12 protein-coding genes are annotated in these 16,581 nt (G+C 73.1%); 7 read left to right on the forward strand and 5 right to left on the reverse strand.

Annotation, left to right across the window (positions count from 1 at the left end; all coding sequences use genetic code 11):
• Positions 1–85 precede the first annotated feature (85 nt).
• A complete protein-coding gene (locus ACTHM3_RS05370; RefSeq protein WP_440405072.1) occupies positions 86–973 on the forward strand; it encodes a MurR/RpiR family transcriptional regulator in 888 nt (295 codons plus the stop codon).
• Here ACTHM3_RS05370 and ACTHM3_RS05375 read toward each other — a convergent pair.
• Both ACTHM3_RS05375 and ACTHM3_RS05380 read right to left on the reverse strand, forming a co-directional pair.
• Positions 970–1,479 (reverse strand): GNAT family N-acetyltransferase, encoded by a 510-nt coding sequence (locus ACTHM3_RS05375; RefSeq protein ID WP_440405073.1) that lies wholly within the window; start codon positions 1,477–1,479, stop codon positions 970–972. The two genes, ACTHM3_RS05370 and ACTHM3_RS05375, sit on opposite strands and share 4 nt — an antisense overlap.
• Positions 1,476–1,646 (reverse strand): hypothetical protein, encoded by a 171-nt coding sequence (locus tag ACTHM3_RS05380; RefSeq protein WP_440405074.1) that lies wholly within the window; start codon positions 1,644–1,646, stop codon positions 1,476–1,478. The genes ACTHM3_RS05375 and ACTHM3_RS05380 overlap by 4 nt, the downstream gene beginning before the upstream one ends.
• A 61-nt stretch (positions 1,647–1,707) precedes the next feature.
• Here ACTHM3_RS05380 and ACTHM3_RS05385 point away from each other — a divergent pair, with 61 nt between their 5' ends.
• The 5 genes from ACTHM3_RS05385 (at position 1,708) to ACTHM3_RS05405 (ending at position 10,297) form a co-directional block, all read left to right on the forward strand.
• Positions 1,708–3,054, forward strand: coding sequence for a serine hydrolase domain-containing protein (locus tag ACTHM3_RS05385; RefSeq protein ID WP_440405075.1), 1,347 nt, complete (start codon positions 1,708–1,710; stop codon positions 3,052–3,054).
• Between the two features lie 125 nt (positions 3,055–3,179).
• Positions 3,180–6,266 (forward strand): DUF7507 domain-containing protein, encoded by a 3,087-nt coding sequence (locus ACTHM3_RS05390; RefSeq protein WP_440405076.1) that lies wholly within the window; start codon positions 3,180–3,182, stop codon positions 6,264–6,266.
• A gap of 57 nt (positions 6,267–6,323) precedes the next feature.
• On the forward strand, positions 6,324–8,552 hold the full coding sequence (locus ACTHM3_RS05395; protein ID WP_440405077.1) for a glycoside hydrolase family 3 N-terminal domain-containing protein: 2,229 nt from the start codon (positions 6,324–6,326) through the stop codon (positions 8,550–8,552).
• A gap of 6 nt (positions 8,553–8,558) precedes the next feature.
• Entirely contained in the window at positions 8,559–9,011 is a 453-nt protein-coding gene (locus tag ACTHM3_RS05400) for a hypothetical protein (protein WP_440405078.1), read from the forward strand.
• Between the two features lie 95 nt (positions 9,012–9,106).
• Entirely contained in the window at positions 9,107–10,297 is a 1,191-nt protein-coding gene (locus ACTHM3_RS05405) for an ATP-binding protein (RefSeq protein ID WP_440405079.1), read from the forward strand.
• A 21-nt stretch (positions 10,298–10,318) separates the two neighbouring features.
• Here the strand turns inward: ACTHM3_RS05405 and ACTHM3_RS05410 are convergent, their stop codons facing one another.
• The 3 genes from ACTHM3_RS05410 to ACTHM3_RS05420 are packed head-to-tail and all read right to left on the reverse strand — an operon-like array spanning position 10,319 to position 15,973.
• Positions 10,319–13,165, reverse strand: coding sequence for an aminotransferase (locus ACTHM3_RS05410; RefSeq protein WP_440405080.1), 2,847 nt, complete (start codon positions 13,163–13,165; stop codon positions 10,319–10,321).
• Between the two features lie 10 nt (positions 13,166–13,175).
• Positions 13,176–14,195: an agmatine deiminase family protein gene (locus ACTHM3_RS05415; RefSeq protein ID WP_440405081.1), complete on the reverse strand. Its 1,020-nt coding sequence runs from the start codon at positions 14,193–14,195 to the stop codon at positions 13,176–13,178.
• Positions 14,192–15,973 carry an amidase gene (locus tag ACTHM3_RS05420; RefSeq protein WP_440405123.1) on the reverse strand — a complete coding sequence of 594 codons (1,782 nt, stop codon included), beginning with the start codon at positions 15,971–15,973 and terminating at the stop codon, positions 14,192–14,194. The genes ACTHM3_RS05415 and ACTHM3_RS05420 overlap by 4 nt, the downstream gene beginning before the upstream one ends.
• A gap of 234 nt (positions 15,974–16,207) precedes the next feature.
• Here ACTHM3_RS05420 and ACTHM3_RS05425 point away from each other — a divergent pair, with 234 nt between their 5' ends.
• Positions 16,208–16,552: a hypothetical protein gene (locus ACTHM3_RS05425; RefSeq protein ID WP_440405082.1), complete on the forward strand. Its 345-nt coding sequence runs from the start codon at positions 16,208–16,210 to the stop codon at positions 16,550–16,552.
• Positions 16,553–16,581: the final 29 nt, after the last annotated feature.

Genomic DNA, 16,581 nt, shown 5'->3' on the forward strand with positions numbered 1-16,581 from the left:
TTTTCGAGTTTGTAAATTTCTTCCTCTCGCGACGGACGCGCCGTCGCGTCGCCCGGCTACGGTGAGGCGTCGAGGAGGTGCGCCGATGACGGAGAACGTGCTGGTGCGGCTGCAGCAGGCGCTGCCCGGCCTGCGCCCGAGCGAGCGCCGGGTGGCGGAGGATCTGCTCGCCGACCCGACCACGGCCGCCGGCCTCACGATCGTCGAGCTCGCGACCCGCAACGGCGTCTCCCCCACCACGGTGATGCGGCTGGCGCAGTCGGTCGGCCTGGACGGCTACACCCGGCTGCGCCTCGAGCTCGCGCGCGCCGCCGCCGGCGAGGCCGACCGGCGGGTGGCGTTCGGAGTATCCGAGGGCGACATCGACCCCGCGGACGGCATCGCCGAAGTCGTGCGCAAGCTCGCGTTCCAGGAGGCGCGCGCCGTCGAGGACACGGCGGCGCTCCTCGATCTCGCCGAGGTGGAGCAGGTCGTGGGGCGCATCGTCGACGCGCCGGTGGTCGACGTCTACGGCCAGGCGTCGAGCGGCCTGGCCGCTCAGGACCTGCAGCAGAAGCTGCGGCGGATCGGCCTGCTCGCGAACGCGTGGACCGACGCGCACCTCGCCCTGACGAGCGCGGCCGTGCTGCCGCCGGGCGCGGTCGCGATCGCCTTCTCCCACTCCGGCGAGACCGAGGAGGCGCTCTCCTCGCTCCGCACCGCGGCGGCCGTCGGCGCCTTCACGGTCGCGGTCACGAACTTCCCCGAGTCGCCGCTCGCCCAGCTCGCGGATGCGGTGCTCACGACCGCGTCGCGCGAGACGCGCTACCGGTTCGGCGCGATGTCGAGCCGCATGGCGCAGCTCATGATCGTCGACGTCATCTTCATCGGCGTCGCCCAGCGCCGGCCCGACCGCGTCTCGGCGACGCTCGCCGCGACCTTCACCGCGGTCGAGGGCCGGCGGCGGCCGACCCGGAGCGGCGGGGCGGGTTAGCGGTGACCTGCCGCGAGCTCCTTCGCCATCCGCAGCTGGGGCTCGCCCCACTCCTCCTGCACCTCGCGCTCGCCGGTGAGCCGCCATCCCCGACGCTCGTAGAACACGCGCGACGGCTCGTTGGCCTCGAAGACCCAGAGCGTCGCGCGGTGCGCGCCGAGCTCCGCGAGCCGGCGCTCCGCCTCGGCGAGCAGCGCACCGCCGGCTCCCGTGCCCTGCGCCGCGGGCGCGACGTAGAGCGACGCGACGTAGCCGCCGTCCTCCTCGAGGCGGAACCCGACGACCCCCAGCACCTCGGCGGCCACGGCCACGACGACCTCGGTCGGCCCCGCGAGCGTCCGCGCCCAGAGCTCCCGGGCGGACGCCGGGGTCATGCGCGCGACGAGCCCGGCCGGCATGACCTCCGCGTACGAGCCTCCCCAGCAGGCGAGGAAGACCCCGACGATCGCGTCCAGGTCGTCGTCGGCGGCGGGTCGCAGGACGACGCGCGCGGGCGCGACCGTCACCGGACGATGCGGGTGCCCGCCCACAGCAGACCGATGCCGCCGAGCAGGGCGACCGGGATGAGGCCCCAGAATCCGGCGTTGCCGGTCTGCCCGACGAGCTCGATCAGGGCGATCGGCAGCGCGCAGCCGATGAGCGCGACGATGATCCCGAGGATGAGGCGTGCCATGGCTCCATCCTGCCCTCCCGGCGACGACGGCGGGTCACGGCGCGGCTCGTAGGATCGGGCGATGGCCTACGAGCTGCTCGACACCACCCGACGGAGCCTCGATCGGATGGCGGTGGAGGCTCAGCGGGCCAGCCGCACCCCGGCGCTCGCAGCCGGCGTCGCGCACCGCGGCGACCTGGTCTGGAGCGCCGGCGTCGGCCGGGCCGACCTCGCCGACCCGACGGTGCCGCTCGACGTCGACACGCAGTTCCTCATCGCCAGCAACACGAAGACCTTCGTCGCGTCGATGATCATGCAGCTGCGCGACGAGGGGCGGTTGCGGCTCGACGATCAGGTCGACGACCTCCTGCCCGGCAGCCGCCGGCCCGGCGTGACCGTGCGGCAGCTGCTCACCCACGTGAGCGGGATGCAGCGCGAGTCGGTCGCGCCCGAGTTCTGGGACACCCTCGAGATCCCCGACGCGGGCCGCTTCGTCGACGACTGGAACGCCGCCGAGCGGGTGCTCGAGCCGCACGCGACCTGGCACTACAGCAACCTCGGGTACATCGTCCTCGGCGAGATCATCGGACGCCTCGACGGCCGGCCGTGGACGGAGAGCCTGCGGGCGCGCCTGCTCGATCCGATCGGCCTGCACGACACGACGCTCGAACCGCGGGCGCCGATGGCGGGGCGCTACTACGTCTCCCCTTTCACCGACGTCCCGGTCGACGAGCCCGAGCTGTTCCTCGGCATCCTCCAGGCCGCGGGCGGCCTCGCGAGCACGGTCGCCGATCTGGCACGCTGGCACGGGTTCCTGCTCGACCCCGACGAGTCGGTGCTCCGCCGCGACACCGTGTCCGAGATGCTCGAGCCGCGCGCCGTGCGCGACGACGAGTTCAGCGCCGCGCACGGCCTCGGGTTCATGATCGCGCGCGTCGACGGCCGCACCTGGTTCGGCCACACCGGCGGCACCCCCGGCGGCATCACAGGCGTCTTCTCGCACCGCGAGTCCGGCACGACGGGGGTCGTGCTCACGAACAACACGGGATCGAAGGATCCGGCCGGCACCGCGATCCGGCTCGGCGCCCACGTCGTCGCCCACGATCCCGCGCCGCTCGACCCGTGGACGCCGGGCACGGCCGTTCCCGGCCTGGAGCCGCTCGTCGGACTGTGGTTCTCCGAGGGCGCCCCGTTCACGTTCCGGATCCGGTCGGGACGACTCGAGGCGGTCGTCGGCGGCCCGGAGTCGAGCTCGCCGCCGTCGGTCTTCGAGCCGGACGGCACGGACGCCTTCCGCACCGTGGCGGGCCGCGAGCGCGGCGAGCGGCTGACCGTGCGGCGCCGCCCCGACGGATCGGTGCAGGCGCTCAACTGGGCGACCTACCGGTTCACGCGCGAGCCGCTGGGCTTCGGCGAGACCTCGCGCTGACGACGCCTTTCGGATCCGGGGCTGGCGCTCCGGAGAATTCACGCTAGTCTCAACTTCATCGCGGGCTCGGAATCTGCGTGATCCGAGCGGCTGGGGACGCCGTACGCGATGCAGGGGAGTTCTACGTGGCCGTTCGCGCCCGTGCGATTGTCGACGTCCGTTCCCGGAGGGCGCGAGCTGCCGCCGCCCTCCTCGCCACCGCCGTGATCGCGGCGATGGCCGGGGTCTTCGTGCAGCCGGCACTGCCGACGCAGGCGGCTCCTGGGACTCCCGGGACACCACAGGCGCCGGGAGTGGTGTACTCCGAGACCTTCGAGAACGGGGTCGGCACCACTCCGGTCGGCCTCACCTCCTACACGGGCCCCACGGGACAGACCTACACCGCGGACAACGTCTGGCTCACCGCCTGCAACGGTCAGATCCGCAACTTCAACACCCCGTACACGACGCTCGGCAACTGCGTCAGCACGACCGACACGTCCCGGCTCAACCAGCTCGCCTACGCGCTCGGCGTGCACGCCGGATCGGCGACCCCGGCGACGAACCACGCGGTGACCGCCTACACCGAGAACAACCCGGGCGCCAACGCCGTGGAGTTCGCGACGACGAGCGGCATCCCGCTCGCGTCGTCGTCCGGTCGCTACCTGACCTTCCAGGTCGACGCGGCCGCCATCAACTGCCCGCCGGTCGCGTCGTCGCCGCTCTATCAGTTCGCCTTCGTCGCCGCGAACGGAACGGCGACGAACGTCGGCGGCCAGATCAACGTGTGCTCGTCGGGCACGAACGTCGCCGTCCCGGCCAGCGGCGTGGTCGCCGCGGACACCGCGCGGGTCGGCACCTACACGTCGAACGGCTCGATCCTCTTCTCGGGTTCGGCCGTCGGTGTCCGTCTGCAGAACGCGAACGGATCGGGCGCCGGCAACGACGCCGCGTTCGACAACCTCCGCATCCTCGATGTCACACCCCAGCTCGACAAGTCGTTCAGCCCGGCGATCGCTCCGACCGGCGGCACCTCGACGCTGACGTTCACGGTCACCAATACGACCGAGCTCGCCGCGAAGAACGGCTGGTCGTTCTCCGACGCGCTCCCGAGCGGACTGACCGTGGCGGCGACGCCCGCCGTCGCCACCACCTGCCCGGCCGGCGTGGTCACCGCGCCCGCGGGCGCGACGACGGTCGGCGTCACCGGCAACCTCAGCGCGGGCATGGCGTCCTGCACCGTCTCGGTCGACGTCACGTCGGCGACTCCCGGGTCGTACAGCAACGGGCCGGGCAACGTGACGACCACCGGGTTGAACGCTCCGGGCACCGCGGACGTGGCCTTCCAGAGCCCGGCGATCACCCTCGTCAAGCACGCGGGCGCCCCGACCGACGTCAACGGCAACGGCGTGACGGACGCGGGCGACACCATCGCGTACACGTTCACCGTGACCAACTCGGGCGACGTGCCCCTCACCGGGGTCGGCGTGACCGATGCGAAGGCCGGAGCCGTCACCTGCCCGACCCCCTCGTTGGCCCCGGGCGCGGCCGTGACCTGCACGGCTGATGCGCTCTACACCGTCACCGCGGCGGACGTGACGGCCGGCTCGGTCGACAACAGCGCCACTGCCTCCGGGACCCCGCCGACCGGGCCGGCGATCACCTCGACACCGTCGACCACCTCGACCCCGGCCACCGCACCCGCCCCGGGCATCTCGATCGTGAAGTCCGTGACGCCGTCGGGTCCGGCCACCTTCGTGCCCGGCCAGACGTTGACGTACCACTTCGTCGTCACCAACACGGGCAACGTCGCGCTGAGCGGCATCGTCGTGACCGACAGCGGGTTCACCGGTACCGGCGCATTCCCGACGAACCCGCCCTGTCCGCAGACGTCCCTCGCACCCGGTGCCCAGATGACGTGCGACGTCGACTACGTCCTCACCTCCGACGACCTGAACGCCGGCAGCGTGAGCAACAGCGCGACCGCGGAGGGGACTCCCGCCGGATCGACCACGCCGGTGACGTCGACGCCCTCGTCGGCCGTGGTGCCGACGCCGCCGGCGCCCGGTATCACCCTCGCGAAGTCGGTGAGCCCGACCACGATCACCGCGGCGGGCCAGGCCGTCACGTTCTCGTTCCTGATCACCAACACCGGCAACGTGAGCCTCAGCGGGATCGGCGTCGACGAGACCGCGTTCTCGGGCACCGGCACCCTCGGAGCGCTCAACTGCCCGCAGACGACGCTGCTCGCCGGGCAGTTCGAGACCTGCACCGCCGCGTACACCGCGACCCAGGCGGATGTCGACTCCGGCGCGATCACCAACACGGCGACGGCCACCGGCACCCCGCCGACCGGCGCCGACGTGGTGAGCGGACCGTCGAGCGCGCGCGTCGACGCGACCCGGACGCCGGCGATCTCGATCGTGAAGAGCGCCAACCCGACGGCGGCCGCGGTGAACCAGCGCGTCGTCTTCTCGTTCCTCATCACGAACACCGGCAACGTGACGCTGCAGAATCCGATCATCACCGACAGCGGCTTCTCCGGCACCGCGGGTCTCGGTCCGATCACCTGCCCGGCCGGTCCCATCACGCTGGCGCCCGGGGACGACGTGACCTGCACGGCCGACTACACGCTGACCCAGGCGGACGTCGATGCGGGCACGCTGACCAACACCGCCACCGTGACCGCGCAGTCGCCCGCGGGCACCACGCCTCCGGTCTCGACGCCGTCCACCGCGACGGTCACGACGAGCCCGGCGCCGGCGCTCACGCTCGTGAAGTCGGCGAGCGTCGGCACGGTCACCCACGTCGGCGACGTCATCACGTACTCGTTCCGGGTCACCAACACGGGCAACGTGACGATCACGAGCCCGGCCGTGCGCGAGACCTCGTTCACCGGGCACGGGACGATGTCCGCGCTGAGCTGCCCCACCGGCGTCTCGCCCCTGGCCCCGGCCGCGACCTTCACCTGCACGGCGACCTACACGGTCGTCGCCGCGGACCTGAGCACCGGCGGCCGGATCCAGAACACGGCGACCGTATCGGGCACGCTCCCGAACGGGGGCACGATCACGAGCGACCCGTCGACCGTGACCGTGGCGACGGACCCGCCGGCCGGGCTGGCCCTGACCGGCAGCGACCTGCTGCAGCCGGGGCTGGCGGCGGCGATCATGCTGCTGCTGACGGGCGGGTTGATCGTCGTGATCCGACGGCGGAACGGCACCGTCGAGTAGCCGCGACGGCGCCCGGCGGACCTCCCGCCGGGCGCCGCGCGCTCCTACGATGAGGGCGTGACGGTTGCCCCCAGCCCCCGCGTCGAGGAGCTCCTTGCGCGGATGAGCGTCGCCGACAAGGTCGGCCAGCTGATCCAGTACTTCTCGTTCTCGCTGCCCGAGGGCGCGACCTCGGACGTGGTAGGCGACGTCGCCGGCCAGCCGCGGGCCGTGGACGCGGCGCTCGACGCCGGCGGCGTCGGGTCGTTGCTGTTCGTGACGGACCCGGCGCGGATCAACGCGCTGCAGCGCCGCGCGATCGCGGGGAACGCGCACGGGATCCCGGTGCTGTTCGGGTTCGACGTGATTCACGGGCTCCGCACGATCCTGCCCGTGCCGATCGCCATGGCGGCGACGTGGGACGCCGGGATCGTCGAGCGCGCGCAGGCGGTCGCGGCGGCCGAGGCGCGCGCCGTCGGCATCCGCTGGACCTTCGCGCCCATGGTCGACATCGCGCGCGACGCGCGGTGGGGGCGGATGATCGAGGGCGCCGGGGAGGACCCGCTGCTCGGCGGGATCGTGGCGGCGGCGCAGGTGCGCGGGTTCCAGGGCGGGGGCGCGGATCGCATCCCGGCCGATCGGATCCTCGCCGGGCCCAAGCACTTCGCCGGCTACGGGGCGGCGCTCGGCGGCCGCGACTACGACCAGTCGGAGATCTCCGACCAGGAGCTCTGGAACGTCTACCTCCCGCCGTTCCGTGCGGCGATCGAGGCGGGCGCCGGCAACATCATGGCGGCGTACATGGACCTCAACGGGGTTCCGGCGAGCGGCAACCGCTGGCTGCTGACCGATGTGCTGCGCGACGCGTTCGGCTTCGAGGGGTTCGTCGTGAGCGACGCGAACTCGGTCAAGGATCTCGAGACGCACCACTTCGCGGAAGGCCCGACGGATGCGGGGGTGCGGGCCCTCCAGGCCGGGCTCGACCTGGAGATGGCGATCGCCGATCCCGCCTTCGCGCACCTCGTCGACGCGGTGGAGTCGGGCCGGGTGAGCGAGACGGAGCTCGACACGAGCGTGCGCCGGCTGCTCGCCGCGAAGGAGGCGCTCGGGCTGTTCGACGACCCGTACGTCGACGAGGAGGCGGCCGCGCGCGTGCTGGCCGACCCGGCGCATCGCGACGTCGCCCGCGCGACGGCGGCCGCCTCCGCGGTCCTGCTGCGCAACGAGGGCGGCGTCCTGCCGCTCGATGCCTCCGCGCTCTCCCAGGTCGCCGTCATCGGTCCCTACGCCGGCTCGAAGCGCGACACCCTCGGCCCGTGGGTGTTCGACTACGACCTCGACGAGACCGTGACGATCCTCGACGGGGTCCGCGCCCGCCTGGGCACCGCCGTCACCGTCACGCACGCGGCCGGCGTGCCGCGGGTGACGCGCGAGTTCCCGTCGCTGTTCGACATGTTCGAGCCGCCCGTGCCGCCCACCGGTGACCCGGATGAGCTGATCGCGGGGGCGGTGGCGGCCGCCTCGGCCGCCGAGGTCGCGATCCTCGTCCTCGGTGAGAACCAGGAGATGATCGGCGAGAACGCGTCGCGCGCCTCCCTCGAGCTGCCGGGCGCCCAGCAGCGGCTGCTCGAGGAGGTCGTCGCGACCGGCACGCCCGTCGTCCTCGTGCTCATGAGCGGCCGCCCGCTCGACCTGCGCTGGGCGTCGGAGCACGTGCCCGCGATCCTCGAGGTCTGGTACCCCGGCACGCGCGGCGGCGAGGCGGTCGCGGACCTGCTGGTCGGCGACGCGACCCCGCGCGGGCGGCTGCCGTTCACCTGGCCGCGGAGCGTCGGGCAGGTGCCGATGCACCACGCCGTCACCCGCTCCCATGACCCGCAGAAGCAGGGGCAGCGCTACTGGGACGAGCAGAGCACCCCGCTCTACCCGTTCGGCTTCGGCCTCTCGTACGCGACCTTCTCCTACGGCGAGGTCGCCGTGTCGACACCGGAATGCGACCGCGACGGCCGGATCGAGGTGACGGTGGAGCTCACCAACACCTCCGCGATCGACGGCGTCGAGGTCGCCCAGCTCTACCTGCACCAGCGCTCGGGGACCTCGTCGCGGCCGCTGCGGAAGCTCACCGCCTTCCGCGTGGTCGAGCTCGCCGCCGGGGCGACGGAGCGCGTCGCGTTCACGGTCGGCCCCGACCAGCGCCGGTACTGGAGCGCCGCGACCCGCGACTGGACCCTCGACGCGGCCGAGTTCGAGGTCTACGTCGGTCCGGACGCGACCGCGGAGCGCTCCGCGACCTTCCGGGTGCGGTAGCCGCCGGTGGCCGAGCGCCGCTTCGAGCTGACGACGATCGTGCCGGTGACGCCCGCCGCAGCCATCGACCGTCTGGCCGACCTGGCGAGCCATCACGGTCTCCACCCGTTCCTGGTGTCGGCCGAGGTCGAGGCGCGCGGGGACGACGCAGCGGGGCCGTGGGAGGACTGGCGGGTGGTCGAGCGGCCTGCGCTCGGGCCGCTGCGCTACACCGTGCGGTTCCCGGCGCGGATGCAGCGCACCTCGCCGACGTCGCTCGTCGGGACGGTGCGCGTGATCCGCGGCTGCTCGCTCGTCACCCGGACGACCGCGACACCCGCCCCCGGCGGGGCCGTGCTCCGCGAGTCGACCGTCGTGACCGCCCCGCTGCCGCTCGTCGGCTACATGACGAACGGGGCGCGCACCGCGCACGCCCGCACCTACGCGTTGCTGCCCGAGGAGCTCGCCGCCGGCCGCTGAGCCGGATCGCGGGAGGAGCGGTCGAACGTGTTGAATAGGCGGGCATCCGACGAAAAATAAATACACTAAATAGCGTTTCGGGTTACCTTGGCGGAGTGACTGTAGAACGCGACTACGAGCCCAGCCCGTTCAGCCCCGGCTACGGACGGCGCCCTCTCGTCTTCGGCGGCCACGAAACCGACTTGGCTGAGCTGACCGACGTATTCGAGACCCTCGACTTCGGTGAAAGCCAGTCGGTGCTGGTGTCGGGCTTGCGGGGGTCGGGCAAGACGTCTTTGCTCTCGGTACTTCAAGACGCAGCCAGGAACCGCGGCTGGCTGGTCATCAGCGACGACGCCAGCGCGGGGTTGATGGATCGTGTGATGGAAACCGCCATCCCTTCTCTGCTCCAGCAGCTCGACCAGGGCACTCGAGCACGTCTCACCGGCCTCGGGATCTGGCAGCTCAACGCCCAGTGGGAGTACGTCGACCGCCATCGCGAAGTCAGACCTCTCCTGCGCCGCGACCTCGTGGCTCTCTCGGATGTGCTCGCCGAGCATCACCCGCCCGCCGGCGTCCTGATCACGATCGACGAGGTCTCCTCGGGCAAAGTCCGCCTGCGGGAGTTATCGCGGTTCGCCCTCGAGATCTCTCACGCCATCGCCGAGGGTGCCAATGTGATGGTGGTGTTCGCCGGCATTCGCCTCGACCTCGAGGCCCTCGTCGAACAGGAGCACACCACCTTCCTTCGCCGATCACGCGAACTCGACTTCCGACGGCTGAGCCCGCCGGAGACTCGGCACGTCCTCGCCGAGACGATTCGTATCGGCGGCAAGCGCGTCGATGACGACGCACTGGCCCTCCTCGTCAGCATCAGCCAGGGGTATCCCTACCTGGTGCAGCTCGCCGGCGATTTCGCCTGGCGAAGCAGTGGATCAGGACCTTCGATCACCTTGGCGGACGCCCGGGCCGCACAGAGTCGAGCGATCACAGCCGTGGAACGTCGGGTCATCAGCCGCGTGTATCAGGACCTCTCGGAGAAGGATCGGGAGTTCGTCGCTGCGATGGCGCTCGATGAGTCGCGAACCAAGATCGCGGACATCGTCGAACGCATGGGGGTCTCGGATCAATACGTCCAGGTGTACAAGAAGCGGCTCATCGAAAGCGGCTACGTGCAATCCGACGGTCGCGGCTACGTCACGTTCTCGTTGCCTTACCTGGGCGACTACATCCGATCGATGAACTCGGAGTCAGGCCCGGACGCTGGGCGCGACGACTGGCAGCAATATCCGCCGCCGAAGTCCTGATCGAGTGATCACCGTCGATCCTCACCAGCCGGTGGTCAGCACCCGGTCGAGCGCGTCGGCGAAGAAGTCGACCGACGCGCGGCTCACGACGAGCGGCGGCTTGATCTTCAGCACGTTCTGGTGGTCGCCGGTCGGCTGCATGATGACGCCGAGCTCGAGGAGCCGGTCGCAGATCGCGGCGGTCTCCTCCGTGGCGGGCTCGAGCGTGGCACGGTCGCGCACGAACTCGACGCCGAGGTAGAGTCCCGCGCCGTGGACCGCGCCGACGAGCGGGTGGCGCTCCCCCAGCTCCTCGAGCCGCGCCTTCAGGTGCGCGCCCGTGTCGCGGGCGTTCTCCTGGAGGCGCTCGTCGCGGATGACGTCGAGCACCGTCATGCCGACGACCGACGACACCGGCGATCCCCCCGTCGAGGAGAAGAAGTAGCCGCCGGTGCGGTAGCGGTCCGCGATCTCGCGCCGGGTGACGACGACGCCGATCGGGTGGCCGGCACCGATCGACTTCGCCACCGCGACGATGTCGGGCACGACGCCCTGCTGCTCGAAGCCCCAGAACCAGTCGCCGAGCCGCCCGAAGCCGACCTGCACCTCGTCGGAGATCGCGAGGCCGCCCTCCGCGCGCACCGCCGCGTAGACCTCGCGGAGGTAGCCGTCCGGCAGCGCGACGCCGCCGGCGTTGCCGAAGAACGACTCGCAGATGAAGGCCGCCGGCGGGCGCCCCTCGGCGGCGAGCTCCCGGATCCGCTCGACCGCCTCGGGCGCGTAGCGCGCGGCGTCGGCGCCGCGATGGGTCCCGCGGTAGCCGTTGGCGGCGTCGACGGTGTGCACCCAACCGGGCCGGGTGGCGAGCGCGTTCGGGTTGTCGGCGACGGAGGTCGAGATCGCGTCCGAGGCGTAGGTCCAGCCGTGGTACGCCTCCCGCATCGCGATCGCGTCGGGGCGCCCCGTCGCCGCCATCGCGAGCCGCAGCGCGAGGTCGACGGACTCGGACCCGGAGTTGACGAAGAAGACGGTGTCGAGCTCGTCCGGCAGCGTCGCCGCGAGGCGCTCGCCGTACTCGACGATGGCGCGGTAGTTGAAGCGGGAGTTGGTGTTGAGGAGGCGCAGCTGCCGCCCGGCGGCCGCGACCAGGCGCGGGTGCGCGTGCCCGATCGACGCGATGTTGTTGACCATGTCGAGGTAGACGCGGCCGTCGGTGTCGATGAGATGCTCCCGCCAGCCGCGCTCGATCTCCGGCGGGTCGGCGTAGTAGTGCTCCTGCGGCTCGGCGACGACCGCCTCGCGGCGGCGGAGCAGGTCGTCGGGGTCGGTCGGCGCGGGGGCGAGCCCGAGAGCGGGCGCCGGGTCGCCGGCGATCGCGCGCCAGCCGGGCGCCATCCGCGCGGTCACGCGCTCCGGGAGGTCCGGGCCGCCCGACCGGGCCGTGCCGTCGCGGGTCACCGTCACGCGGGTCGCGGTGCGCGCCGCGATCACCTCGCCCACGCCGGAGATCCCGACCCGCACGCCGTCGTGGACCAGGTCCTCGGCCGCCGGCCGGCGGAGGTCGCCCGCGACCCACAGCATCGACGCGAGCGGGACGCTCGCCGGCTCGCTCGCCGAGAGCGCCCGCGCCCCGGTGAGCACCGGCGCGAACGCGGGCAGCACGACGGCGCCGGCGCCCGCATCCAGCAGGCGGAACGCCCCGGCCTCGATCGCGTCCGCGTCGGCCCACCGCCCCTCGTCGTTCAACGGGGCGGTCGTGCCGGCGTCGAGCACGACGACCGGCTCGGGGAGGGCGAGCGCGGCGGGGCCGCGCCAGGTCGGGCGGGCGACCGGGAGCCCGAGGGCGCTCCGGACGAGAGCCGTGACGACGTCGAGCGGCTCGGAGACGGCCTGCCGGAGGATGCGCAGCTCCCGGTCGAGCGCCGTGCTCGCGTAGCGGTTGTCGTCGTCGACGCGCACCTGCTGGCGCCCGCTGAGCACGAGGACCGCGCCGCGGAGGACCACGAGCGGCCAGAGCGCGTCGGCCTCCTCCGACGAGAGCGGCCGACGGGCGTGGAACGCGCGGACCGTCGGGAGGACCCCGGGGACGGTCATGCCGTCGTGGTGCAGCAGCGAGGCGATCGGGTGGGCCAGCTCGCCGACCGCCCACGTCGCGGTGACGTCGCCGAAGTCGATGACCGCGTCGGGCAGCCGGATCGGGCCCGCCGGGGCGAGGACGTTGTCGTCGGTGACGTCGAGATGCGCGAGCTGGCGCGGCAGCAGGTCGGCGATCGGGCTCAGTCGCGCGGCGGCCGTGTCGCGCGCCCGCTCGACCTCGGCGCGGATCCCGGCGTCGGTCTCGTCGGGCAGCAGCGTCTCGATCACCCGCAGGGCGTGCTGCGGGTCCCATTGGTGGATGCGCGCCGCGGCCGGATCGTCGAGGCCCGCGAGCGCGAGCGACACCTCGGCGGCGAGACCGCCGATCCGGGCCGCCGTCCGCGGGGAGAGGTAGTCCGAACCCATGAGGGTGGCGCCCGCGACGAACTCGATCACGCGGGCGTCGAACTCCCCCTGCGAGGTGCGCCAGCGCCCGCGGGCCGGGCCGCGCGGTCCGACGACGAGACGGGGCACGCGGAGGCCGGGGGCGCGCTCGGCGACCCGCGCGGCCGCGCGATCCTGCAGGTCGATCTCAGCGGCGCTCACGACCGGGTTGCTGATCTTCAGCACGCCGATCGGCGCCCCGCCGCCGGGCCGGCGCAGCAGGAGGTTCTGATCCTGCTGGCTGCCCCAGGCCTCCGGCTCCGCGTCCATCCCGAACTCGTCGGCGACCAGGCGGCGCACCTCGTCGACGGGGACGGTCGGGGCCGCCACCTCGACGTGGCGGAACCAGTCGAACAGCTCGCCGGTCACGACTCGCCCCTCACGACACCCGCGGCTGCTGCTGGGTGATGCAGTGGATGCCGCCCCCGCGTGCGAAGAGCGGCCGCGCGTCGACCGTGACGACCTCGCGATCGCCGTAGGCCTCCCGCAGCACCTCCGCCGCGCGCGCGTCGGCCGGATCGTCGAAGGAGCACGCGATGACGCCGCCGTTCACGAGCAGGTGGTTGATGTAGCTGTGGTCGACCCAGCCCTCGTCGTCGCGGAGCGTCTCGGGCGCCGGCACGTCGACGATCTCGAGCGACCGCCCCTCCGCGTCGCGGGCGGCGCGCAGCACTTCGGTCACCTCGCGGCTGACCGCGTGGTCGGGGTGCGCCGGGTCCTGCTGCGTGTGCACGAGCACGACGCCCGGCCGCGCGAACGTCGCGACGATGTCGACGTGGCCCCGGGTGCCGAGCCGCTCGGAATCGCGGGTGAGGCCGCGCGGCAGCCAGATCGCGGTCGAGACGCCGAGCGTGCGGGCGAGCTCCGCCTCGACCTCGGCCTCCGTCATGCCGGGGTTGCGCCCCGGATCGAGCTGCACGGTGCGCGTGACGAGCACCGTGCCCGCCCCGTCGACGTGGATGCCGCCGCCCTCGTTCACGAGCTCGGACGGGATGCGCTCGGCCCCGGCGACCTCGGCGACGATGCGCCCGATGTGCCGGTCCTTCTCCCAGGTCGCCCAGTCCTGCGCGCCCCAGCCGTTGAACACCCAGTCGACGGCGCCGAGGCGGTCGCCGTCGCGCACGAACGTCGGGCCGATGTCGCGCATCCAGGCATCGTCGAGCGGCGCCACGAGGATCTCGATCTCGGAGCCGAGCCACCGGCGGGCGATCCCCTCCGCCTCCGGGTCGACGACCATCACCACCGGCTCGAATCCGGCCACCGCGTGCGCGACGGCGACCCAGGTGCGGCGGGCCTCGTCGGCGTCCGCCTCGGTGTCGCCGAGCGTGTAGCCGCTGCTCGGCCACGCCATCCAGGTGCGCTCGTGCGGGTCGCCCTCGGGCGGCATCGTCCAGGTCATCCGGTTCTCCCCTCGGGTCGCCCCGCCATCGGCTCGTCCCCGAGCGCGCCGGCCCGCGGGGGCGGAGTGCGGCGCGGCCCGATCGCGTCGAACGCGGCCGCCAGCCGCAGAAGGGTCACGTCGTCGTCGCGGCGACCTGCGAAGGTGAGCCCGACCGGCATCCCGATGTCGGCCATCGTGCCCATCGGGACGGTGACGGTCGGGATGCCGAGGTGCCGGATCGCGAGGTTGCCGTTCGCGACCCACACCCCGTTGCGCCACCCGAGGTCGGCGGACGCGGGGTTCACGTCCATGTCGGCGGGGCCGACGTCGGCGACCGCGGGGAACACCACGGCGTCGAGGCGCTCCGCATCCATCCACTCGTCGATGTCGGCGCGCGCCGTCGCGTCGAGGCCGCGGACCAGCTCCTCGATCTCCGGGATGTCGGTCAGGGCCGCGTACGGGTGCTTGCGCGCCTGGTCGGGGTACGCGGCGATGTCGTCGTCGAAGCCGTCGTACCGATCCGGCAGGGCGCCCTCGGGATGCGGGAAGATCGCGGCGCCGTCGACGACCGTCAGGTCCGGGATCGCGGGGTCGCCGTTCGCGCGCAGGAAGTCGTCCCAGGCCCACGCCGACAGGTCGACGATCTCGGCCCGGAGCGCCGCCGGATCGACGAGGCCGCGGGTCCGGATCGTCGGGGCGCCGGGGCGGTCGCCCTCGTAGTTCGACACCGCCGGGAAGTCGACCTCGACGACCTCGGCGCCCGCACGTTCGAGGTCGGCGCGGGCCGCCTCCCAGAGCGCGAGCACCGAGGGGCGGGGGTCGATGCGCTGCCCGGTCGGCCCGCCGATGCCGGAGTCCTCGGCGGCTCCGGCGAGCGGGTCGGCGCCGATGTACATCCGCGGCACCCCGATGCGGCGGCCGGCGAGAGCTCCGGTCGCCCCGGTCGCCTCGGTCGCGAGCGCCGGGTAGCTGCGCGGCCGGACGGAGGACGCCGGCGGCAGCGGCAGCCACGGCTGCGCGCGCCAGAAGTCGCCGCGCGTCTCGGGGTCGTCCGCCACCACGACGTCGAGCACCTCGAGCAGGTCGGCCACGGTCCGGGTGTGCGGCACCACGACGTCCATCGTCGGCACGAGCGGCCAGTTGCCGCGCACCGAGATGACGCCGCGCGAGGGGGTGTAGGCGACGAGCGCGTTGTTGGAGGCGGGGGCGCGGCCGCTCGACCAGGTCTCCTCGCCGAGCCCGAACGCCGCGAAGCTCGCGGCGTTGGCGACGCCGGAGCCGCTGGACGAGCCGGATCCGAAGGCCGCCGGCAGGAAGTCCGCGTTGTACGGGCTCTCGGCTCGGCCGTAGAGCCCGCGCTGCATCCCGCCGTTCGCCATGGGCGGCATGTTCGTGAGGCCGAGGCAGATCGCCCCTGCGGCCCGCAGCCGCTCGATCGTGAACGCGTCGCGCTGCGCGACCAGGTGCGCGAAGGCGGGGCTGCCCGCCGCGGCCGTGAGCCCGCGCACCAGGTAGCTGTCCTTCGCGGTGTAGGGGATGCCATCGAGCGGCCCGAGTGCCTCCCCGCGGGCGCGGCGCTCGTCCGACGCGCGCGCTTCGACCTCCGCGTGGGGGTTGTGGACGACGACCGCGTTGAGCCGCGGTCCCGCGCTGTCGAAGGCGGCCATCCGCGCGCGGTAGGCGCGCACCAGGCCGACGCTCGTCGTGCGTCCCTCCTCGAGCGCCGCCCGCAACTCCGCGATCGTGGCCTCGACGACGTCGACGCCGACGCGCACCTCACGCTTCACGGTGACCATCGTCACACCGCCGACCCCGTGATCCACCATCCGCGCCCGATCCTCCCCCGTGGGACGAATGACGGAGATCGCGGCGCCACCCGTCCCGCCGGCCGCGCGGCGACGGGCGTGAGCCCGGCCGGGACGCCGCGGTCTCCGTCATTCGTCACAGCCGACCCGGGACCGGCATCCGTGATGGCTGCATGTCCGCTGCGGAGGTCACCAGTGCTGCAGCGGACGGCGGACACTGACGACATGACCAAAGAGGACGAGTGGGATGCCGAGGCCCTGGTGGTGGCCGACGACATGTACACCGCCGTCTTCGACGAGGGCGGAGCGGCACGCGTCGTGCCCGAGGAGGACAAGGCCGAGCAGGTGCGTCGGCTGATTCGGGCGACCGCCGAGCACGACGGGCTCCAGGTGCGCACCGCCCGCACGGACGACACGGTGGCGGCGGTCCGCATCCGCGGCGCGAAGTGGTTCGACGATGCCGCCGTGGACCAGAAGGACGAGGACGACGCGCCGCGGACGACGGGCCCTTCCCGGCAGACCGACGACAACGCGACCGCGCGGCGGGCGAACGCGGAGTCGAACTCCTGACCCCGCCCTCCGGCGCTCGCGCGACCGGG

It is taken from the genome of Pseudolysinimonas sp., assembly GCF_051954455.1.
In the GTDB taxonomy this organism is placed as follows: domain Bacteria; phylum Actinomycetota; class Actinomycetes; order Actinomycetales; family Microbacteriaceae; genus Pseudolysinimonas.